This window comes from Streptomyces sp. NC-S4 (genome assembly GCF_054353315.1).
On the sequence record NZ_CM135937.1, the window covers coordinates 2,379,555 to 2,400,658 of the forward strand.

The following is a 21,104-nucleotide window of genomic DNA, read 5'->3' on the forward strand; positions in this document are numbered from 1 at the left end:
ACCTTGTCTGTAAACGGAGCGAACCCGCTTCGTGACGCACAGGACCGGCGGCTCCCGCGCATCGCGGGGCCGTCCGGCCTGGTCATTTTCGGCGTTACGGGTGACCTGTCGCGCAAGAAGCTGATGCCTGCCGTCTACGACCTGGCCAACAGAGGCCTGCTTCCGCCGGGCTTCTCGCTGATCGGGTTCGCCCGCCGCGAGTGGCAGGACGAGGACTTCGCCCAGGAGGTCCACGACGCCGTCAAGGAGCACTCCCGGACGCCCTTCCGCGAGGAAGTGTGGCAGCAGCTCGTCCAGGGCTGCCGTTTCGTCTCGGGCGATTTCGACGACGACGCCGCCTTCGAGACCCTGAAGGCGACCATAGAGGAGCTGGACAAGGCACAGGGCACGGGCGGCAACTTCGCCTTCTACCTGTCCGTCCCGCCCAAGTTCTTCCCCAAGGTGGTCCAGCAGCTCAAGGACCACGGGCTGGCGCAGAAGGAGGGCTCCTGGCGGCGTGCCGTCATCGAGAAGCCCTTCGGACACGACCTGAAGAGCGCCGAGGAGCTCAACAAGGTCGTCCACGAGGTCTTCCCGCGCGACGAGGTCTTCCGGATCGACCACTACCTCGGCAAGGAGACCGTCCAGAACATCCTGGCGCTCCGCTTCGCCAACACGATGTTCGAGCCGATCTGGAACCGGTCGTACGTCGACCACGTGCAGATCACCATGGCCGAGGACATCGGCATCGGCGGCCGGGCCGGGTACTACGACGGTATCGGCGCCGCCCGTGACGTCATCCAGAACCACCTGCTCCAGCTGCTCGCGCTGACCGCGATGGAGGAGCCCGGCTCCTTCCACCCCAAGGCGCTGGTGGCGGAGAAGCTCAAGGTTCTCACCGCGGTGCAGCTGCCGGAGGACCTGGGCAAGCACACCGTGCGCGGCCAGTACGCGGCCGCCTGGCAGGGCGGCGAGAAGGTCGTCGGGTACCTCGAAGAGGACGGCATCGACCCCAAGTCGAAGACCGACACCTACGCGGCCATCCGCCTGGAGATCAACAACCGCCGCTGGGCGGGCGTCCCGTTCTACCTGCGGACGGGCAAGCGCCTGGGCCGCCGGGTGACCGAGATCGCGGTCGTCTTCAAGCGGGCCCCGTACCTGCCGTTCGAGTCGGGCGCGACCGAGGAGCTGGGGCAGAACGCCCTGGTCATCCGGGTCCAGCCGGACGAGGGCGTGACGGTCCGCTTCGGCTCCAAGGTCCCGGGCACCTCCATGGAGGTCCGGGACGTCACGATGGACTTCGCCTACGGCGAGTCCTTCACGGAGTCGAGCCCCGAGGCGTACGAGCGGCTGATCCTCGACGTGCTCCTCGGCGACGCGAACCTCTTCCCGCGTCACCAGGAAGTCGAACTGTCCTGGAACATCCTCGACCCGATCGAGGAGTACTGGGACAAGCACGGCAAGCCCGCGCAGTACCCGTCGGGCACCTGGGGTCCGGTCGAGGCGGACGAGATGCTCGCACGAGACGGACGGAGCTGGCGCCGGCCATGAAGATCGACCTCACGGAGACCAACTCCAGCAAGATCAATGCCGCGATGGTGCAGGCACGCCGGGACATCGGCACGCCGGCCATCGGCATGGTCCTCACGCTGGTGATCGTGACCGACGAGGAGAACGCGTACGACGCGCTCAAGTCGGCGAACGACGCGTCCCACGAACACCCCTCGCGGATCGTCGTCGTCATCAAGCGGGCCAGCCGCTCGCCGCGCAGCCGCCGCGACGCCCGGCTCGACGCGGAAGTACGCGTCGGGGCGGACTCCGGCAGCGGTGAGACGGTCGTGCTCCGCCTTCACGGCGACCTGGTCGACCACGCCCAGTCGGTGGTTCTCCCGCTGCTCCTGCCGGACGCCCCGGTGGTCGTCTGGTGGCCGGACGGTGCCCCCACGGACCTGGCGGGCGATCCGCTGGGTGCGCTGGGACAGCGCCGGATCACGGACACGTACTCCTGCGAGGACCCGATCAGGGCGCTCAGCGGCCGTGCGGGGGCGTACGCCCCCGGGGACACGGACCTGTCGTGGACCCGGATCACCCCGTGGCGCTCCATGCTGGCGGCCGCTCTGGACCAGCAGGCCCTGTCGGTCGTCTCGGCGACCGTCGAGGGCGAGGACGAGAACCCGAGCTGCGAACTGCTGGCCATGTGGCTGGCGGACCGGCTCCAGGTCCCCGTCAAGCGCACGCTGTCGTCGGGGCCGGGCCTGACGGCCGTACGCCTGTCCACCAAGGACGGCGACATCGTCCTGGACCGGGCGGACGGCGCGCTGGCCACGCTGTGCATGCCGGGGCAGCCCGACCGTGCGGTGGCGCTCAAGCGCCGCGACACGGCCGAGCTCCTGGCGGAGGAGCTGCGCAGGCTGGACCCGGACAACACGTACGAGGCCTCGCTGAAGTTCGGCGTGGCGAGGCTGGAGGCGTCGTCCCCGGAGCCGGAGGCCGAGGCCGCTCCGTCGGAGCAAGCCCCGGAGCCGGTTCCGAAGCCCAAGAGGGCCAAAGCCAAGTAGAGGCCCCTGCGGGACCTCGCTGGGGCTCCGCCCCAGACCCCGCGCCTCAAACGCCGGCGAGGCTGGATTGTCAGCCCGTCCGGCGTTTGAGGACCGGGTCCGGGCAGAGCCCGGGAAACGGCGAAAGGGCGGGGCGGGGACTGCTACGCGCAGCGGTACCCGCACCACCCGCACTACCAAGAAGGCGGCAGCACATGGGTATGACGACTCCCCAGGTCGTCGTCCACCGGGACAAGGAACTGATGGCCCAGGCCACCGCGGCCCGGCTCATCACGAAGATCGTGGACGCGCAGACGGCCCGCGGCACCGCGTCCGTCGTCCTCACCGGCGGACGCAACGGCAACGGCCTGCTCGCGGCACTGGCCGCCGCCCCGGCGCGGGACGCGATCGACTGGTCCCGGCTGGACCTGTGGTGGGGTGACGAGCGGTACGTCCCCGCCGACGACCCCGAGCGCAACCACACCCAGGCCCGCGAGGCCCTCCTGGACTCGGTCCCGGTGGACCCCGCCCGCGTGCACGTCATGCCGGCCTCGGACGGCCCGTACGGCGGTGACGTGGACGCCGCGGCGGCCGCCTACGCCGCCGAGCTGGCCAAGGCGGCCGGTCCGGAGGACCACGGTCCGGTCCCCCGGTTCGACGTGCTGATGCTGGGCGTCGGCCCGGACACGCACGTGGCCTCGCTGTTCCCGGAGCACCCGGCGGCCCGCGAGACCGAGCGCACGGTGGTCGGCGTGCACGGCGCCCCGAAGCCGCCGCCCACCCGGATCTCCCTCACGCTCCCGGCGATCCGGGCGGCCCGTGAGGTGTGGCTGCTGGCCGCGGGCGAGGACAAGGCCGGGGCGGTCTCCCTGGCCCTCGGCGGCGCGGGTGAGGTCCAGGCCCCGGCCGCGGCGGCGTACGGCCGCTCCCGCACCCTGTGGCTCCTGGACCGGGCGGCGGCGGCCAGGCTTCCGGTCGGCATGTATCCCCCGGTCTCTTCCTGACGGCGGCCGACGCGAGAAGGGCCCGCCTCCCGGTACCGGGAGGCGGGCCCTTCTCGTATGCGGGTCAGCTACGGCCGCGCAGCTTCCGGTAGGTGGCCACCAGCGCCTTCGTCGAGGCGTCCAGTCCCGGCACGTCGGCGCCCTCGCTCAGCGCGGGCTCGACCCGCTTGGCGAGGACCTTGCCGAGTTCGACGCCCCACTGGTCGAAGGAGTCGATGTTCCACACCGCGCCCTGGACGAACACCTTGTGCTCGTAGAGCGCGATCAGCTGGCCCAGGACCGCCGGGGAGAGCTCCCCCGCCAGGATGGTGGTCGTCGGGTGGTTCCCGTGGAAGGTCTTGTGCGGGACCAGCGACTCCGGGGCGCCCTCGGCACGCACCTCGTCCGCCGTCTTGCCGAAGGCCAGCGCCTGGGTCTGCGCGAAGAAGTTCGCCATCAGCAGGTCGTGCTGGGCCGCCGGGGCCGCCTCCAGCTCCGCCACCGGCCGGGCGAAGCCGATGAAGTCCGCGGGGATCACCTTCGTCCCCTGGTGGATCAGCTGGTAGTAGGCGTGCTGCCCGTTGGTGCCGGGCGTGCCCCAGACCACCGGGCCCGTCTGCCACTCCACCGGATTGCCGTCGCGGTCCACGGACTTGCCGTTGGACTCCATGTCCAGCTGCTGCAAGTACGCGGTGAAGCGGGAGAGGTAGTGGCTGTACGGGAGGACCGCGTGCGACTGGGCGTCGAAGAAGGCGCCGTACCAGATCCCCAACAGGCCCATGAGCAGCGGGGCGTTCTCGTGCGCGGGCGCCGTGCGGAAGTGCTCGTCCATGGCGTGGAAGCCGCCGAGCATCTCCCGGAAGGCGGCCGGGCCGATCGCGATCATCAGCGAGAGGCCGATGGCCGAGTCGAAGGAGTAGCGCCCACCGACCCAGTCCCAGAACTCGAACATATTGGCCGGATCGATGCCGAAGTCGGTGACCTTCTCGGCGTTGGTCGACAGCGCCACGAAGTGGCGTGCGACAGCGGCCTGGTCGCCGCCCAGCCCGGCGAGCAGCCAACCGCGCGCCGAGGTGGCGTTGGTGATGGTCTCGATGGTGGTGAAGGTCTTGGAGGCGATGATGAACAGCGTCTCGGCCGGGTCCAGGTCCCGTACGGCCTCGTGCAGGTCCGCGCCGTCGACGTTGGAGACGAACCGCACCGTCAGATCGCGGTCGGTGAAGGCGCGCAGGGCCTCGTACGCCATGGCCGGGCCGAGGTCGGAGCCTCCGATGCCGATGTTGACGACGTTCTTGATGCGCTTGCCGGTGAAGCCGGTCCACGCTCCCGACCTGATCCGGTCGGAGAAGTCCGCCATCTTGTCGAGGACGGCGTGCACGCCGGGGACGACGTCCTCGCCGTCGACCTCGACGGCCGCGCCCGCCGGTGCGCGCAGGGCGGTGTGCAGCACCGCCCGGTCCTCGGTCGTGTTGATCTTCTCGCCGCGGAACATCGCCTCGCGCAGCCCGGCCACGCCGGTGGCCTCGGCCAGCTCGTGGAGCAGCGCGAGCGTCTCGTCGGTGACGAGGTGCTTCGAGTAGTCGATGTGCAGGTCTCCGACCTGCAGGGTGTAGCCGGAGCCGCGGCCGGGATTCTCCTCGAAAAGCTCTCGCAGATGCGTCTGCCCGAACTCCTCCCGGTGCTTGCCGAGTGCCAGCCACTCGGGCGTCCGGTTCAGCTTCGTACGCGTGCCTGCGTTCATCTCGGACATCAACCCACTTCTTCCGTCCTGTCGTGCCCCGCCGTTCACCAACTTAAGGGATCACAAGCGGCAGAACGCACACAAAGAGGCCCGGCCCCGCAGGAGAAGTTCCTGTGGGGCCGGGCCTCACGTCATGCTCTTCGCGCCGTCTCAGATCTCGCCGCGGAGCTTGGCGAGCGCCTCGGCGAGGATCGCCTCGCCGTCGGCGTCGGAACGCCGTTCCCGTACGTACGCCAGGTGCGTCTTGTACGGCTCGGTGCGCGGCGGCGCGGGCGGGTTGTCCCGGTCCTGGCCGGCCGGGAACCCGCAGCGCGGGCAGTCCCAGGTGTCCGGCACCTGCGCGTCGCTGGCGAAGCTCGGCTGCGTCTCGTGCCCGTTCGAGCACCAGAAGGAGATGCGCAGGCGGGGCGCGGACTCGCCGCGCTCCGCCTCACCCATCGGCCCCGCTCCGACCCGGCTACCACGGATCGCGTTGCCACTTGCCACGGTCGTAACTCCCTGCGTGATGGTGCCGCGGAAGGTGAGTGGAATTCCGCCGCGGAGCGCCCAAGTCTACGTAAGGCCCAACGCACGTCCACTGAGCGGAGTTACTGATTCCACGCGATGGACGCCGGCCCTCATGATAGGCCGGGCGGTGCCGACCGGACTGCCGGAATGGCCAGAACGGTCAGCTGCTCGACTTGGTCACCAGACCGAGCGCGACGATGCACGCGAACCACAGCAGGCCGACGACCACGGTGATGCGGTCCAGGTTGCGCTCCGCGACGGAGGAACCGCCGACCGACGACTGCATACCGCCGCCGAACATGTCGGAGAGGCCGCCGCCCTTGCCCTTGTGCATCAGCACGAGCAGCATCAGCAGGGCGCTGAAGACGATCAGGGCGATCGAGAACCCCATAATCACGGCTGATTCCTACTTTCTGGCTTTTTCGGGCTTTCCGGCATTGCGAGATGTGCACGGGGGCCAGGGGCTGACGCATCAGCCTCTGGCCCCCGCAAGGGTACGACGGATCCGCCCTACCGCATACTCACTGGTCGCGGAAGCGGACGATCTTGACGAACTCGTCCGCGTCCAGCGCCGCGCCGCCGATCAGGGCGCCGTCGACGTCGGGCTGGGCCATGATCGCCGCGATGTTCCCGGACTTCACGGAGCCGCCGTACTGGATGCGGACCTTGTCGGCCAGCTCCTGCGAGTACAGCTCGGCGAGGCGGCCGCGGATCGCCCCGCAGACCTCCTGGGCGTCGTCGGGGGTGGCGACCTCGCCGGTCCCGATGGCCCAGACGGGCTCGTAGGCGATCACGATGGACTCGACCTGGTCGGCCGGGACGCCTTCCAGGCCGCCGTCGAGCTGGCTCAGCGTGTAGGGGACCTGCTCGCCGGCCTTGCGGACGTCCAGGCCCTCTCCGACGCACAGGATCGGGGTGATCCCGTGCCGGAAGGCGGCCTTGACCTTGGCGTTGCAGATCTCGTCGCTCTCGCCGTGGTACTGGCGGCGCTCGCTGTGGCCGACGGCCACGTACGTGCACTTCAGCTTCGAGAGCATCGGGCCGGAGATCTCACCGGTGTAGGCACCGGAGTCGTGCGCGGAGATGTCCTGGGCGCCGTACTTGATCTTCAGCTTGTCGCCGTCGACCAGGGTCTGGACCGAGCGGAGGTCGACGAAGGGCGGCAGGACCGCGACCTCGACGGCGTCGTAGTCCTTGTCGGTGAGGGCGAAGGCGAGCTTCTGGACGTGGGCGATGGCCTCGAGGTGGTTGAGGTTCATCTTCCAGTTGCCCGCCATGAGCGGGGTGCGCGTGGTCATACGGGTTCAGCCCTCCAGGGCGGCGAGGCCGGGGAGCGTCTTGCCCTCGAGGTATTCGAGGGAGGCGCCGCCACCGGTCGAGATGTGGCCGAATGCATTCTCGTCGAAGCCCAGGATGCGGACCGCGGCGGCACTGTCGCCACCGCCGACGACGGTGAAGGCGCTGCTGTCGAGCAGGCCCTGGGCGATGGCCGTGGTGCCCCCGGCGTAGTCCGGGTGCTCGAAGACGCCCACCGGGCCGTTCCAGAAGACGGTCCTGGCGTCGGCGATCTTCGACGCGTACAGCTCGCGCGTCCTGGGGCCGATGTCCAGGCCCTCCTTGTCGGCGGGGATCTTGTCCGCGTCGACGGTCTCGAAGGTGGCCGGGGTCTTGCCCTTGAGGTCCGGGAACTCCGCGGAGACCAGGACGTCGACCGGGAGGACCAGCTCGACGCCGGTCTTCTCGGCGCGCTCCATGTACTCCTTGACCTTCTCCACCTGGTCCTTCTGGAGCAGGGAGATGCCGACCTCGTAGCCCTTGGCGTAGAGGAAGGTGTAGGCCATGCCGCCGCCGATGAGGATGCGGTCGGCCTTGCCGAGCAGCTCGTCGATGACGGCGAGCTTGTCGGAGACCTTGGCGCCGCCCAGGACCACCACGTACGGGCGCTCGACCTCGGCGGTCAGCTTCTTCAGGACGCCGACCTCGGTGGCGATGAGGTAGCCGGCCCCGTGCGGGAGGCGGGCCGGGAGGTCGAAGACCGAGGCGTGCTTGCGGTGCACGGCACCGAAGCCGTCGCCCACGTACAGGTCGGCGAGCTCCGCGAGCTGGTCCGCGAAGGCGCCGCGCTCGGCGTCGTCCTTCGAGGTCTCACCGGCGTTGAAGCGCAGGTTCTCGATGACGGCGACCCGGCCGTCGGTCAGGGCCGCGACGGTCTCCTTGGCGGAGGCGCCGACGGTGTCGGTGGCGAACGCCACGTCCGCACCGAGCAGTTCGCCCAGGCGCGCGGCGGCCGGGGCCAGCGAGAACGCCGGCTCGACGCCGGTGCCCTTGGGGCGGCCCAGGTGCGATGCCACGATGACGCGGGCGCCGGCTTCGGCGAGCTTCGCGATCGTGGGCAGGACGGCGCGGATGCGGCCGTCGTCGGTGATGGTGCCCTCGGCCAGCGGGACGTTCAGGTCCGCGCGGACGAAGACCCGCTTGCCCTTGACGCCTTCGGCGAGCAGTTCATCGATCGTCTTCATGTATTTCTACTCCTTTGAGCCTTCACTCGAAGGGCGAGGAAGGATAACGAGGCAAGCAACAGGGCCCGTGCGGCGCATCGTCGCGCTGCTCGGACCCTGTGCTTCACATCGTGGTGCCTTGCCCTACGTTCTTAGAGCTGACCGCCGACGAAGACGGTGAGGTCGACGAGACGGTTGGAGTAGCCCCACTCGTTGTCGTACCAGCCGACGACCTTGACCTGCGTACCGTCCTGAACCATGGTCAGGGAGGAGTCGAAGGTGCAGGACGCGGGCCAGTTCACGATGTCGGAAGAGACGATCGCGTCCTCGGTGTAGTCGAGGATGCCCTTGAGCTGCCCCTCCGAAGCCTTCTGGAAGGCCGCGTTGATCTCTTCCACCGTGGTCTCACGGGAGAGCTCCAGCACCAGGTCGGTCACCGAGCCGGTCGGGACCGGAACGCGCATGGCGATGCCGTCCAGCTTGCCCTTGAGCTGCGGGAGGACCAGAGCGGTGGCCTTGGCGGCACCGGTGGAGGTCGGGATGATGTTCTCGGCCGCGGCGCGGGCGCGACGCAGGTCCGAGTGCGGGAAGTCCAGGATGCGCTGGTCGTTCGTGTACGCGTGGACCGTCGTCATCATGCCCTTGACGATGCCGAAGTTCTCGTCGAGGACCTTGGCCATCGGCGCCACGCAGTTGGTGGTGCAGGAGGCGTTGGAGATGACGTGGTGGTTGGCCGCGTCGTACTTGTCGTGGTTGACGCCCATCACGATGGTGATGTCCTCGTCCTTGGCCGGAGCCGAGATGAGGACCTTCTTGGCGCCCGCGGCGATGTGCTTGGCGGCGTCGGCCTTCTTCGTGAAGATGCCGGTCGACTCGATGACGATGTCGGCGCCCAGCTCGCCCCAGGGGAGGTTGGCGGGGTCACGCTCGGCGAAGGTCTTGAAGGTCTGGCCACCGACGGTGATGCTGTCGTCGGTGTGGGAGACCTCGGCCTTGAGGCGGCCCAGGATGGTGTCGTACTTGAGCAGATGCACCAGGGTCGCGTTGTCAGTCAGGTCGTTGACACCGACGATCTCGATGTCCGCTCCCTGCTCCAGGAGCGCCCGGAAATAGTTGCGGCCAATTCGGCCAAAACCGTTGATGCCTACGCGGATCGTCACGAACCGATCTCCTCGTTGGTGCGCCGGTAAGAGCGCCGGCGAGCTGTATGGGATGTCCCCGACCGCTTACGACCCTACCTCTCCGTGAGCTTTTGGGTGACATCGGTCGGGGCCTGACACTCCCCCTACTTCCCGGGGGTACTCCCGCGAGGGTCCCGTTCCGGACACTCCGGAACGGGACCTTCGGACTTCGGCCCCCGTCACTCAGGGTGAGTGACGACGGGGGCTCCGATCAGCGGTGCAGTGTGCGCAGTGCCTTACCGACGAGTACGGCGCGGTCCGCCGCGGTCGGCATGTGCTCCAGGCCGAAGCCCAGCAACACCGTGTCACGCGTGGTGACCGCTGCGTAGGACTTGAACAGCTCCCCGGACCGGGCCCAGTCGCCGGGAACCTCGGGGCTTCCGGCCGGTGCGGCCTGTGCGGTCCAGGCTCCGAGGGACGTCTCGAATCCCTCCACGGGCTGGTCCGCGCCCTTGACGGAGAGGCGCGCCTCGTCCGCGAAGACGCCGCGGCCGCCCGAGCCGGGGTCGGTGATGTAGGAGAGCGAGAGCTCAACGGTCCGGCCGGCGTAGGCGCTCAGGTCGAAGGAGACCTGCTTCCAGCCGCCGGAGGAACCGGTGAAGCTGTTCCACGTGCCGCTGGTGCCCTGCGGGGTGCAGCCGCCGGCGTCGAGCGTGAGGTAGTGGCGCAGGAACGGGTGTCCGTTGACGAAGAACCCGGCCGCGCACTCCTCCGGGACGGCGGTACTGCTCAGGCCGCCCGCGTCCGGCAGGGTGGTCCAGTCGTCGCCGCCTGCGGTCCGGGCCTCCAGCGCGGCGTGGTCGTAGCCCTCCTCCACGTTCCAGTTGAGCGCCAGCTTCAGCTGCGGCCGGTCGGCCGCGGTGACCCCGGTGAGGTCGATCGTCCGGACGAGGCGCTTCCAGTCGTCGTCGGCGTGCAGGGCCGCGGCCATGCCGGAGCCGGCGTAGGGGGCGTACGGGTTCACGACCCCGGTGAAGGCTCCCGCCTGGGCGCTCTTGAACTGCGGGAACTGCGCGGGCGCCAGGGTCTCGGAGGTCACGGTGTAACCGCCGGGGGCGTTCAGCGGGTTGCCCGCGGCGTCCCCGACGTCGCCCCGGGCGCCGTTCAGGGCCCCGGCGCCGGCGAAGCCCTTGGCTCCGACGGTGCTCGTACGGCTGTACGCGCCGAGCCAGTACTGGCTGAAGTCGTTGGTCACGGCGCGGCCGACCTGGGCGTTGCCGCCCGCCAGCTCACCGGCCTCGATCAGCCTGCCGCCCTCGTTCAGGAAGTCGCGGACCGCCAACTGGGTCTCGCCGCCGGGGGTCTTGGCTCCGGTGTAGTGGACGGCCGTACCGAAGTGGGAGAGGACTCCGAGGTGGTGCGGGGCGCCCTGGACGGCGACGTCCCAGACCGCCGCGGACTTTCCGTTCGCGCGCAGGGCGTCGACGTAGGTCTGGGCGTGCTGGGCCTTGGCCCCCTCTTCCGCGATCACCAGGACGTCCGCACGCGGCCGCTCGGCCACCGTGTACGTGAAGTGCTCGCTGGAGACCTGCTTGCCGGAGCGGTCGCGGCCGGTGAACCAGACCTCGACCTTGTCGCCGGGCTTCGCGCCGTCGACCTCGGCGCGGTACTCGTCGAACCAGTTGTTGTCGTCCCCGCCGTAGACCTCGCCGCCCTTCCAGGCCTTGAGGTCCTCGTCGTGCGTGCGGCCGCCGTTGATCCGGAAGTTGAGTTCCTTGTCCTTCAGTGCCTTGCGGGCCGTGACGGAGACCTCCTGGTCCTCGCCGCGGGCGGCGTAGGAGGTGGCGAAGGCGTCCACGGTGAAGTCCGCGGCGCTCAGGCCGACCGGGGAGGAGGGACGGTCCGGGTGCGCGGCGCTCTCGCCGACGGAGAGGGCGAAGGGGATGTTCTTGGCGAACTCCGCCTGGATGAGCTTCTCGTCGTCCGGGAAGTTGAAGCCGGAGGCGCAGTCCTCGGGCTTCCACTGGTCGTTCGGGTCGCTCGCCGAGGCGGTCTGGCAGGTGGTCATCTCCGGCGTGAACATCATGATGCCGTTGACGTTGGAGGCGTGCCCGTCGGCCTCGCCGTTGGTGGTGTAGAGCTCGGAGGAGACCTGCGGGTAGTAGCCCGGGACGGCGGGGTTCTCCGGGGTGCCGGCGAGTGCCTTGTAGGCGACGTCGTCGGGGGTGGGGGTGGCGACCTGCCAGCCCACGCCGTAGAGGATCAGCTCGGCGGCGGAGTGGTAGTTGATCGCGTAGTCGAAACCGATGCGCTTCTCGAAGCGGTCGAGGGCGACGGTCTCGGGCTCGGAGGAGGCGCTCGGGCCGCGGTAGGTCTCGCTCGACTGGTTCGGCGAGGAGCCCTCGTTGTCGTAGCCCCACTTGAAGGCGAAATTCCGGTTGAGGTCGACCCCGTCGCCGGGGCCGGTCTTCCCGTCGCCGTTGTTGTCGCGGAGGTTCTTGCGCCACAGCCGCTGGCCGTCGGCCGCGTGCGTGTAGTCGTACCCGTCCGGATTGGCGGAGAGCAGGAACCACAGCTCGCTGGAGTCGACCAGCTTGGTGATCCTCGGGTCCTTGCCGTAGTTGTCGAGGGTGTGGTGCATCAGCCGCCGGGTCATCTCGGGGGTGATCCACTCACGGGCGTGCTGGTTGGACATGTAGAGGACCGACGGCTTGTCACCGTCCCTGGTCTTCTTGGCGTTCTTGCTGACCTTCAGGGCGAGGATGTCCTTGCCCTGGACGGTCTTGCCGATGGAGACGACCTTGGTGAGCCCCGGGTTCTCCTGCGCGGTCCGCAGGATCTCCTCCTGGAGGCCGCCCTTGCCGCTGTACGGGCGGAACACCCCGTCCCCGGCCGCCTTGGCGCGGGCGAGGCCCTGGGCGGGGACCTTGCGCTCGGCCAGCTTGACGCCCTGGGCCGCGAGTTCCCCGGCCTGGCCGGCACTCAGGAAGAGCTCGACCCGGGCGGTTCCGGTCTCCGGGGCCCGCTCGGTGAGCTCGTGCGCGTCCTGTCCCGCGGCGAGGACGAGCGGGACCTGCTCCCGGGTGATGTCGGCGTCGTAGACCCGTACCTCGTCGGCGCCGGATGCGGAGCCGGGTCCCGGCTGGGCCTGAGCCGCGGCGGGTAGCACGGCGAGTGTGGTTCCGAAGACGAGTGCGCTTGCGGCGAGGATCGATCTCGCGCGGTGACTCATGTGCCCCCCTGGGCGTCGTCTGCCACGAAAGCGTTCGGACGCCAGACTCAAGACCGGCCCATGCTCATGTCAATGGGGCGTGCGGCAAAGGGGCCCGCACGAGTGGTCGCGCGAGCCCCTTCGGCCGTACGGGACCGGCTAACCGGCCATGTTGTCGGCCATTTCCTCGCTGAGGTCGAGGTTCGACTCGGTGCCCGGGATGCCGAGGTCCTGGGCCCGCTTGTCGGCCATCGCCAGCAGGCGGCGGATCCGGCCGGCGACCGCGTCCTTGGTCAGCGGCGGGTCGGCGAGCGCGCCCAGCTCCTCCAGGGAGGCCTGCTTGTGCTCCATGCGCAGCCGGCCTGCCGCCGCGAGGTGCTCGGGGACCTCCTCGCCGAGGATCTCCAGCGCGCGCTGCACGCGGGCTCCGGCGGCCACCGCGGCCCGCGCCGAGCGGCGCAGGTTGGCGTCGTCGAAGTTGGCCAGGCGGTTGGCGGTGGCGCGCACCTCGCGCCGCATCCGCCGCTCCTCCCAGGCCAGGACCGATTCGTGCGCGCCGAGCCGGGTGAGCAGCGCGCCGATGGCGTCGCCGTCGCGGACCACGACCCGGTCCACCCCGCGCACCTCGCGCGCCTTGGCGGCGATGGACAGCCTGCGGGCGGCGCCCACCAGGGCCAGGGCGGCCTCCGGGCCGGGGCAGGTGACCTCCAGGGAGGAGGACCGGCCCGGCTCGGTGAGCGAGCCGTGGGCCAGGAAGGCGCCGCGCCAGGCTGCCTCGGCGTCGCAGGTGGCCCCGGAGACCACCTGCGGGGGAAGACCCCGGATGGGGCGGCCGCGGCCGTCCACGAGGCCCGTCTGGCGCGCCAGCTGGTCACCGCCGGCCACGACGCGGACCACGTAACGGCTGCCGCGGCGCAGTCCGCCGGGGGCCATCACCACCAGGTCCGAGGAATGGCCGAAGATCTCCAGGATGTCCTTGCGCAGGCGTCTGGCGGCGATCCCGGTGTCCAGCTCCGCCTCGATGACGATGCGGCCGCTCACCAGGTGCAGCCCGCCCGCGAACCGAAGGATCGCCGAGACCTCCGCCTTCCTGCAGCAGGTCCGGGTGACGGGCAGGCGGGAGATCTCATCCTTCACCGCAGGCGTCATCGCCATGGGCCGATCCTTCCATGCATCCGAAAAATACGGTCGTACGCGGCGGCCAGCAGCTCCGGGTCGTGCTTCGGAGAGCCGTCCTGCCTGGCCACGGGCGCCAGCTCGACCGCGGCACCGAACCGTTTCGCGGCATCGGCGAGGGACTCGCGGTCGGGCACGGCGGCCTCGTCGGCCAGCACCACGTCCAGGGCGAGTTTAGGGGCGTGTCGGGCCAAAACCTCCAAATGACGCTGCGGAGAGAAGCCCTCTGTTTCGCCGGGCTGCGGCGCGAGGTTCAGCGAGAGGACCCGCCGGGCCTTCGTCTCCATCAGCGCGTCCAGCAGTTCCGGCACCAGCAGGTGCGGGATGACCGAGGAGAACCAGGACCCCGGACCGAGCACCACCCAGTCGGCGTCCAGGACCGCGGCCACGGCCTCCGGCACGGCGGGCGGATCGCTCGGCACCACCTGTACGGAGAGCACCTCGCCCGGGGTCAGCGCCACCGTGGCCTGCCCGCGGACGGTGTCCACGTCCTCGGGGCGGGCCGGGTCGTGCCCCCGGACCAGGGCCTGCAGCTCCAGCGGCACCGCCGACATCGGCAGGACGCGGCCCTGGGCCCCGAGCAGCTTGCCGACCAGGTCGAGGGCCTGGACGGGGTCGCCGAGCTGTTCCCACAGGGCGACGATCAGCAGGTTGCCGACCGCGTGCCCGTGCAGGTCGCCCTCGGACTGGAAGCGGTGCTGGATGACCCGGGCCCAGGTCTGGCCCCAGTCGTCGTCACCGCACAGCGCGGCCAGCGCCTTGCGCAGGTCGCCGGGCGGGAGCACGCCGAGCTCCTCCCGGAGCCGGCCGCTGGAACCGCCGTCGTCGGCCACGGTGACCACGGCGGTGAGGTCACCGGTGATCCGGCGCAGGGCGGCGAGGGAGGCCGACAGGCCCTGGCCGCCGCCGAGTGCCACCACCTTGGGCGTGGCACCGCGCCGGCGGCCGGAGCGGCCGGAGCGGCCCGCGCCGTCCTCGCCCCGGCCCGGGGTGAGGCGGCGCAGGCGGCTCAGCCGCGGGGTCCGTGCGGTCACTCGCGCCCCATGTCCCGGTGGACGACGACGGTCTCGACTCCCTCGGAGGCGAGGCGGGCGGCGAGCTTCTCGGACATGGCCACGCTGCGGTGCTTGCCGCCGGTGCAGCCGACCGCGATGGTCACGTACCGCTTGCCCTCACGGCGGTATCCGGTGGCGATGAGCTGGAGCAGCTCGGTGTAGCGGTCGAGGAACTCCTTGGCGCCGGGCTGGCTGAAGACGTACCCCGACACCTCCTCGTTGAGCCCGGTGAAGGGGCGCAGCTCCGGGACCCAGTGCGGGTTGGGGATGAAGCGGCAGTCGACGACGAGGTCGGCGTCGACGGGGAGGCCGTACTTGTAGCCGAAGGACATGACGGTGGCCCGCAGCTCGGGCTCCTCGTCCCCGGCGAACTGGGCGTCCATCTTGGCGCGCAGCTCGTGCACGTTCAGGCTGGAGGTGTCGATCACCAGGTCGGCGTCGCCGCGCAGCTCGCGCAGCAGGTCGCGCTCGGCGGCGATGCCGTCGGTGATGCGCCCGTCGCCCTGGAGCGGGTGCGGGCGGCGGACCGACTCGAAGCGGCGGACCAGCGCGTCGTCGGAGGACTCCAGGAAGACGATGCGGCGGGTGACGCCCTTGCTGTCGAGGTCGGCGAGGGACTCGCGCAGGGCGTCGAAGAACTGGCGGCCGCGGACGTCGACGACGACGGCGATGCGCGCCACGTTGCCCTGGGAGCGGGCACCGAGCTCGACCATGGTCGGGATCAGGGCCGGCGGGAGGTTGTCGACGACGAACCAGCCGAGGTCCTCCAGACACTTCGCCGCCGTACTGCGGCCGGCCCCGGACATGCCGGAGATGATCACCAGCTCGGGGATGGCCGCCTCGGCGGTCTCGCCGGGCTCCACTGTCGTGCCCGTACTCACCTGTGCTCCGTCTCGGTCGTGCGCGGTCTCGTGCTCGGTCATTGCTCGGTCCCCCGTTCGGATGATGCTCCCGCGGACGCGGGGGTCTCATCCTCAATGATCTCTCCTGTGGCCGTATTGACGGCAGGACCAGCGGGAACCGCCTGGGCGAGGGCCGCGGCCACGGTCTCGGCCGTCTTACGGCCTATGCCCGGGACCTCGCAGATCTGGTCGATTGTCGCCTGTCTCAGCTTCTTCACCGAACCGAAGTGCTTGATCAGGGCCTGCTTGCGGCTCTCGCCCAGGCCGGACACCTCGTCCAGGGGCCCGGATTTCAGGCGCTTGCCGCGCTTGCTGCGCTGGTACTGGATGGCGAACCGGTGGGCTTCGTCACGCACCCGCTGGAGCAGGTAGAGGCCCTCGCTGGTGCGCGGCAGCACGACCGGGTCGTCCTCGCCCGGCAGCCAGACCTCCTCCAGCCGCTTGGCCAGGCCGCACACGGCGACGTCGTCGATCCCGAGCTCCTCCAGGGCGCGCTTGGCGGCGGCGACCTGCGGCTGCCCGCCGTCGACCACGACGAGCTGGGGCGGGTACGCGAACCGCTTGGGCCGCCCGTCGTCCTCGGGCACCTCCCCGTCGCCGTCCTCGGGGGCCCACTCGCCCGTTTTCAGCTTCTCCTGGAGGTAGCGGCGGAAGCGCCGGGAGACCACCTCGTGCATGGAGCGGACGTCGTCCTGTCCCTCGCCGTGCCAGACCTGCGTGTCTCCGACACGGCCTTTGATCTGGAAGCGCCGGTACTCGCTCTTGCGGGCCAGCCCGTCCTCGAAGACGACCATCGAGGCGACGACGTCGTCCCCCTGCAGGTGGGAGATGTCGAAGCACTCGATGCGCAGCGGGGCACTGTCGAGGTCCAGGGCCTCGGCGATCTCCTCCAGGGCCCGGGAGCGGGTGGTCAGGTCGCTGGCGCGCTTGGTCTTGTGCAGGGCGAGGGACTGCAGCGCGTTGCGGTGGACGGTCTCCATCAGGGCCTTCTTGTCGCCGCGCTGCGGTATCCGCAGGCTGACCTGGGACCCCCGGCGCTCGGCGAGCCACTGGTTCAGTGTCGGCGTGTCCTCGGGGAGGGCCGGGACCAGCACCTCCTTGGGCACGGCCTCGCCCTTCTCCTCGCCGTACAGCTGCTGGAGGGCGTGCTCGACGAGCCCGGCCGTGTCGACGGCCTCGACCTTGTCGGTGACCCAGCCGCGCTGGCCGCGGACCCGGCCGCCGCGGACGTGGAAGATCTGCACCGCGGCTTCGAGCTCGTCCTCGGCGACGGCGATCAGGTCGGCGTCGGTGGCGTCGGCGAGCACCACGGCGTTCTTCTCCATCGCGCGGCGCAGCGCCCCGATGTCGTCGCGCAGCCGGGCGGCCTTCTCGTACTCCATCTCCTCGGCCGCCGCGTGCATCTCCTTCTCCAGCCGGGAGAGGTAGGTGCCGGTGCGGCCGGCCATGAAGTCGCAGAAGTCCTCGGCCAGTTCGCGGTGCTCCTCGGGGGTGACCCTGCCGACGCAGGGGGCGGAGCACTTGCCGATGTAGCCGAGCAGGCAGGGGCGGCCGATCTGGGCGGAGCGCTTGAACACCCCCGCCGAGCAGGTCCGCACCGGGAACACCCGGAGCATCAGGTCGACGGTCTCGCGGATGGCCCAGGCGTGCCCGTACGGACCGAAGTAGCGCACGCCCTTCCGCTTGGGCCCGCGCATGACCTGGACCCGCGGGTATTCCTCATTGAGGGTGACGGCGAGGGAGGGGTAGCTCTTGTCGTCCCGGTACTTGACGTTGAACCGGGGGTCGAACTCCTTGATCCACGAGTACTCCAGCTGGAGCGCCTCCACCTCGGTGGACACCACGGTCCACTCGACGGAGGCGGCCGTGGTCACCATGGTGGCGGTACGCGGGTGCAGGCCGGCGATGTCCTGGAAGTAGCTGGCCAGGCGCTGGCGCAGGCTCTTGGCCTTCCCGACGTAGATCACCCGGCGGTGCTCGTCACGGAACTTGTAGACCCCCGGGGAGTCCGGGATCTGCCCCGGCTCGGGGCGGTAGCTGGAAGGGTCGGCCATGCCAACCACCCTACTTGCGCGCACCGACATCGAACCGTACGCCTCCGGCGCGGTCCGCCGCCGGGAGCTTTTCCGGGCTCCGCCCGGACCCGGTCCTCAAACGCCGGACGGGCTGAAGTTCCAGCCTCGCCGGCCTTTGAGGCGCGGGTCCGGGGGCGGAGCCCCGATCTTTCAGCCTCGCCGGCGTTTGAGGCGCGGGTCCGGGCAGAGCCCGGGATACCGCGAAAGGGCGGGGCTCAGCCGATCAGGCTCGCGCGCCCGCCCGGCGCGATCGCCGCACGGCGGCCACGCCCAGCGCCCCGAGCGCCAGCACACCGGCCCCCGCCGCCCACGGCACTTCCGCGCCCTCGGCGGCAGCCGGCACGGCATCCGCGTAGCCGCCCGCCATGCCGCGCTCGGCGTACGGGGAGCCGGGGAGCTTGTCCCCGTACGCCTTGGCGACGCGCACGCGATACGCGGCCAGGCTGGTGCCGCCCGCGCCCACGGCCCGCACCGCGTCCTCGTCCAGTGGCAGCACCCTGCTGCCCCCGGCCACGTACCAGGCGTCGATCTGCGGCTCCCGGAAGACCGTCCCTCCGGGCAGTCTCGCCGCGCCCAGCCGCGCGTAGCGGAACTCGTCGTCGCCGGTGGCGATGTTCACGACCTGCCAGCCCGCCTCCGTCCGCGCGGTCCACAGCGCGGCCTGCTGCCCGTCGGAGGAGACCGCCTTGCTGGCGAGGAACTCCAGGCGGGCGACGGACGCACCCGCTCTGCCGGCGACGAACTCCGGGGAGAGGTGGTTGACCGGTATCGCCTCGCCCTCGATGCGGGGCTGCGCGGCGGCGAGGGAGACCTTGCCCTCCCGGGCGAAGAACCGGGAGAGGGTGGCCAGGGTGTCGGGCGCGTGGGCGGCCTGCGCGGCGGCCGCCCTGTTCTCGGCGGTGGCCGCCCGGGGCTGCGGCTCGGGGACCGCCGCGGCGGCCTGCGGGGCGAGCCCGAGGAGGGCGGTGGCGAGGGCGGCCGCGGCGGCCGAAGCGCGCAGGGTCATGGCGCTCACGCCCCGATCCGGTAGAGGGAGTGGGTCCAGGAGAAGGTGCTGTTGTTGACGTACCAGGCGTGCGAGGCCCAGTTGTAGCGGTCGCTGGAGGGCCAGGGGTCACCCCAGTGGACCCAGTTGTTCGCGGTGTCGTAGCCGTACACGACGTGCATGTGGCCACCGCCGTTCGACCACTGGATACGGGTCTCGATCGGACGGTCGGCATTGATCTCGGTCTGGACGGTGGAGTACTGGAGCCAGCCGCTCACGTACGAGCCGGGGTTGATGCCGGCCCAGCGCAGTCCGGTCTGGACGTTGCCGAGGGTGGCCTGGTTGTTCGGGCACTCGGTGCCCTGCTGGCGGTTGAAGGAGGCGTTGCAGAACTGGTTCTGGCTGTAATTGCGGCCGAACCAGTTGGCGATGGTGTTGCCGCCGGCGGCCCAGCACCAGTTGGTCTTCTGCTGGGCCTGCATGGTGATGTTCAAGCGCTTCTGCGCCGGGGCGAGCGGGGCCGCCGCGTCGGCATCGGCGGCGGTGGCGGTGGCGGTGCCGACGGGCAGGGCGAGGAGCAGGACGGTGAGCACGGCGGTGAGGAGGGCGGCCGGGGAAAGCCGCCGGTTTCGGTTGCGCATCGCGTTCCTCCCGAGGTGGGGAGTGGGGGGGTGGAGGAGCGCGTCCGGACGCTGTGCAGGAGCATCAGGGAGTTGTCGCGATCAGGTCAACACGCTTCAATACGCGGTGACGTTGCAGTGTGAACGGTGGGACTGCGGTGTGAACGGTTGCTGTCGTTTCACCTGGTCCCCCGGAGCTGCCGCCGTGATCCCCCACCTCGGCGCGCGTGAACGTTCACAGAGGAGTCGCCATGCGGCCTTCCACGGATCCGGCGGACACGGCGGAACTGAACCGGCTGCTGCGCGGCGGCCCCTTCCACCTCGCCCTGCGCGCCGCCCTCGCCGCCCGCGGTCTGCCCCTGCACCGGGTACAGCACCGGCTCGCGGCACAGGGGATCAAGGTCGGTGTCACCAGCCTCAGTTACTGGCAGCAGGGCGCGCGGCGGCCGCGCCACCCGGAGTCGCTGCGGGCGGTCGGCGCCCTGGAGCGGATCCTGGAACTGCCCGACGGCGCCCTCCTGCGCCTGCTGGCCGCCCAGGATCCCGGGCCCGGGTCCGCGCGCCCGCCCACCCGCTCGTACCGGGCCCTGTTCAGCCTGGGCGGGACGGTGGAGCGGCTGCTGGACGGGATGGACCTCCCGCCGGACGGCGGGCTGCACTCGGTCGGCCACCACGAGCGGGTCCGTATCGGACCGGCGGGTGAGCTGCGCGTCCGCGAATCGCAGCAGATCGTCCGGGCGCACCGCGACGGCGTCGACCGCTACCTGGCCGTCCACCACGGCGACCCCGGCTGCGACGTGTCCCGGATGCGCGTGACGGCGTACGAGAACTGCCGCACGGGCCGGGTGCGGTGCCATCCGGAGTCCGGGGTGGTGGTCGCCGAGCTGCTCTTCGACGCGCGGCTGAGGCGCGGGGACACCCACGTCTTCGGCTACGCGGTCGAGGACGGCACCGGGGCACGCAGCGGCGAGTACGTGCGCGGGTTCAGCTACGCCGGCGGCCAGTACATGCTCCAGGTCGGCTTCGACGAGGCGGCCCTGCCGGTGCGCTGCCGGCGCTTCGTCCGGGACGGGCCCGGGGCCCCGCGGACCGGTCTGGTGGACCTGACGCCCAGCGGCCGGCACCGGGCGGTCCACCTGGTGGAGCAGTCGGTGCGGCGCGGGATCCTCGGGATCGCCTGGGACTGGGACTGATGTCCGTCTGCGGACGCGGTGGCGGGTGCGGACGCGGTCGCAATCGCGGTCGCGGTCGCGGGTCAGCCCGCGACGAGCTTGCCGTTCTCGGCCCGGACCGGAACGGCGGGCAGCGGGGCGGCGGCCGGACCGCGCAGGACCGCGCCGGTCTTCACGTCGAAACGGCTGCCGTGGCAGGGGCAGTTCCCCTCACCCTCGACGATCTTGTCCAGGACGCAGCCGGCGTGCGTGCACTGCGCGCTGAAGGCCTTGTACTGGCCCTCCGCCGGGCAGCTGACGATCAGCTTCTCCTCCCGGTAGAGCTTCGCACCGCCCACCGGGACATCGGCCGCGGCGCCCAGGTCCACCGGCGCGGTGGGGGTGGCGGGGGTGCGGCCGCCGCTGTTGGTCTCGGTGGAGCAGGCCGCGAGGGTCGCTCCGGCACCCGCGGCCCCGGCGAGCGCGGCGGCGCCCTTGAGGACGGTACGGCGGGCGGGCGACTGCGGCGCGGGCATGCGGTTCTCCTGAGGTGCGGGCACGTG

The 21,104-nt window shown here is 70.9% G+C and carries 18 protein-coding genes; 4 read left to right on the forward strand and 14 right to left on the reverse strand.

Annotated features, from left to right (window positions below; all coding sequences use genetic code 11):
* Positions 1–3: 3 nt before the first annotated feature.
* The 3 genes from zwf (at position 4) to pgl (ending at position 3,520) form a co-directional block, all read left to right on the forward strand.
* Positions 4–1,530, forward strand: a complete 1,527-nt coding sequence (gene zwf / locus ACXNSR_RS10280) for a glucose-6-phosphate dehydrogenase (RefSeq protein WP_189735925.1) — start codon at positions 4–6, stop codon at positions 1,528–1,530.
* Positions 1,527–2,537: a glucose-6-phosphate dehydrogenase assembly protein OpcA gene (gene opcA, locus ACXNSR_RS10285; protein ID WP_458641786.1), complete on the forward strand. Its 1,011-nt coding sequence runs from the start codon at positions 1,527–1,529 to the stop codon at positions 2,535–2,537. Before zwf ends, opcA begins: the two co-directional genes overlap by 4 nt.
* Before the next feature lie 200 nt (positions 2,538–2,737).
* Entirely contained in the window at positions 2,738–3,520 is a 783-nt protein-coding gene (gene pgl, locus ACXNSR_RS10290) for a 6-phosphogluconolactonase (protein ID WP_458641787.1), read from the forward strand.
* A gap of 64 nt (positions 3,521–3,584) precedes the next feature.
* Here pgl and pgi read toward each other — a convergent pair whose 3' ends face one another.
* From pgi to ACXNSR_RS10355, 13 genes are all read right to left on the reverse strand, one after another.
* The gene (gene pgi / locus ACXNSR_RS10295; protein WP_458643255.1) at positions 3,585–5,240 is read right to left on the reverse strand and encodes a glucose-6-phosphate isomerase; all 1,656 of its coding nucleotides are present in this window, start codon (positions 5,238–5,240) and stop codon (positions 3,585–3,587) included.
* Between the two features lie 150 nt (positions 5,241–5,390).
* Positions 5,391–5,726, reverse strand: a complete 336-nt coding sequence (locus tag ACXNSR_RS10300; protein ID WP_010352468.1) for an RNA polymerase-binding protein RbpA — start codon at positions 5,724–5,726, stop codon at positions 5,391–5,393.
* A 181-nt stretch (positions 5,727–5,907) separates the two neighbouring features.
* A complete protein-coding gene (gene secG, locus ACXNSR_RS10305) occupies positions 5,908–6,138 on the reverse strand; it encodes a preprotein translocase subunit SecG (protein ID WP_326477386.1) in 231 nt (76 codons plus the stop codon).
* A 130-nt stretch (positions 6,139–6,268) separates the two neighbouring features.
* Positions 6,269–7,045: a triose-phosphate isomerase gene (gene tpiA / locus ACXNSR_RS10310; RefSeq protein WP_458641788.1), complete on the reverse strand. Its 777-nt coding sequence runs from the start codon at positions 7,043–7,045 to the stop codon at positions 6,269–6,271.
* A gap of 6 nt (positions 7,046–7,051) precedes the next feature.
* Positions 7,052–8,266, reverse strand: coding sequence for a phosphoglycerate kinase (locus ACXNSR_RS10315; RefSeq protein WP_458641789.1), 1,215 nt, complete (start codon positions 8,264–8,266; stop codon positions 7,052–7,054).
* 131 nt (positions 8,267–8,397) lie between these two features.
* Positions 8,398–9,405 (reverse strand): type I glyceraldehyde-3-phosphate dehydrogenase, encoded by a 1,008-nt coding sequence (gene gap / locus ACXNSR_RS10320; RefSeq protein ID WP_030009077.1) that lies wholly within the window; start codon positions 9,403–9,405, stop codon positions 8,398–8,400.
* Between the two features lie 232 nt (positions 9,406–9,637).
* The gene (locus ACXNSR_RS10325) at positions 9,638–12,598 is read right to left on the reverse strand and encodes a M14 family metallopeptidase (RefSeq protein WP_458641790.1); all 2,961 of its coding nucleotides are present in this window, start codon (positions 12,596–12,598) and stop codon (positions 9,638–9,640) included.
* Positions 12,599–12,736: 138 nt separating this feature from the next.
* A complete protein-coding gene (whiA, locus tag ACXNSR_RS10330) occupies positions 12,737–13,732 on the reverse strand; it encodes a DNA-binding protein WhiA (RefSeq protein WP_030009075.1) in 996 nt (331 codons plus the stop codon).
* Entirely contained in the window at positions 13,723–14,787 is a 1,065-nt protein-coding gene (locus ACXNSR_RS10335) for a gluconeogenesis factor YvcK family protein (protein WP_030009074.1), read from the reverse strand. Before ACXNSR_RS10335 ends, whiA begins: the two co-directional genes overlap by 10 nt.
* Positions 14,784–15,731 (reverse strand): RNase adapter RapZ, encoded by a 948-nt coding sequence (gene rapZ, locus ACXNSR_RS10340; RefSeq protein WP_030009073.1) that lies wholly within the window; start codon positions 15,729–15,731, stop codon positions 14,784–14,786. The genes ACXNSR_RS10335 and rapZ overlap by 4 nt, the downstream gene beginning before the upstream one ends.
* Positions 15,728–17,764: an excinuclease ABC subunit UvrC gene (gene uvrC / locus ACXNSR_RS10345; RefSeq protein WP_458641791.1), complete on the reverse strand. Its 2,037-nt coding sequence runs from the start codon at positions 17,762–17,764 to the stop codon at positions 15,728–15,730. The genes rapZ and uvrC overlap by 4 nt, the downstream gene beginning before the upstream one ends.
* Before the next feature lie 244 nt (positions 17,765–18,008).
* Positions 18,009–18,791 (reverse strand): hypothetical protein, encoded by a 783-nt coding sequence (locus tag ACXNSR_RS10350; protein ID WP_458643256.1) that lies wholly within the window; start codon positions 18,789–18,791, stop codon positions 18,009–18,011.
* A 5-nt stretch (positions 18,792–18,796) separates the two neighbouring features.
* Positions 18,797–19,411 carry a papain-like cysteine protease family protein gene (locus tag ACXNSR_RS10355; RefSeq protein ID WP_458641792.1) on the reverse strand — a complete coding sequence of 205 codons (615 nt, stop codon included), beginning with the start codon at positions 19,409–19,411 and terminating at the stop codon, positions 18,797–18,799.
* Between the two features lie 230 nt (positions 19,412–19,641).
* Here ACXNSR_RS10355 and ACXNSR_RS10360 point away from each other — a divergent pair, with 230 nt between their 5' ends.
* The gene (locus tag ACXNSR_RS10360) at positions 19,642–20,583 is read left to right on the forward strand and encodes a hypothetical protein (RefSeq protein ID WP_458641793.1); all 942 of its coding nucleotides are present in this window, start codon (positions 19,642–19,644) and stop codon (positions 20,581–20,583) included.
* Between the two features lie 62 nt (positions 20,584–20,645).
* Here the strand turns inward: ACXNSR_RS10360 and ACXNSR_RS10365 are convergent, their stop codons facing one another.
* Positions 20,646–21,077: a Rieske (2Fe-2S) protein gene (locus ACXNSR_RS10365; protein WP_458641794.1), complete on the reverse strand. Its 432-nt coding sequence runs from the start codon at positions 21,075–21,077 to the stop codon at positions 20,646–20,648.
* Positions 21,078–21,104: the final 27 nt, after the last annotated feature.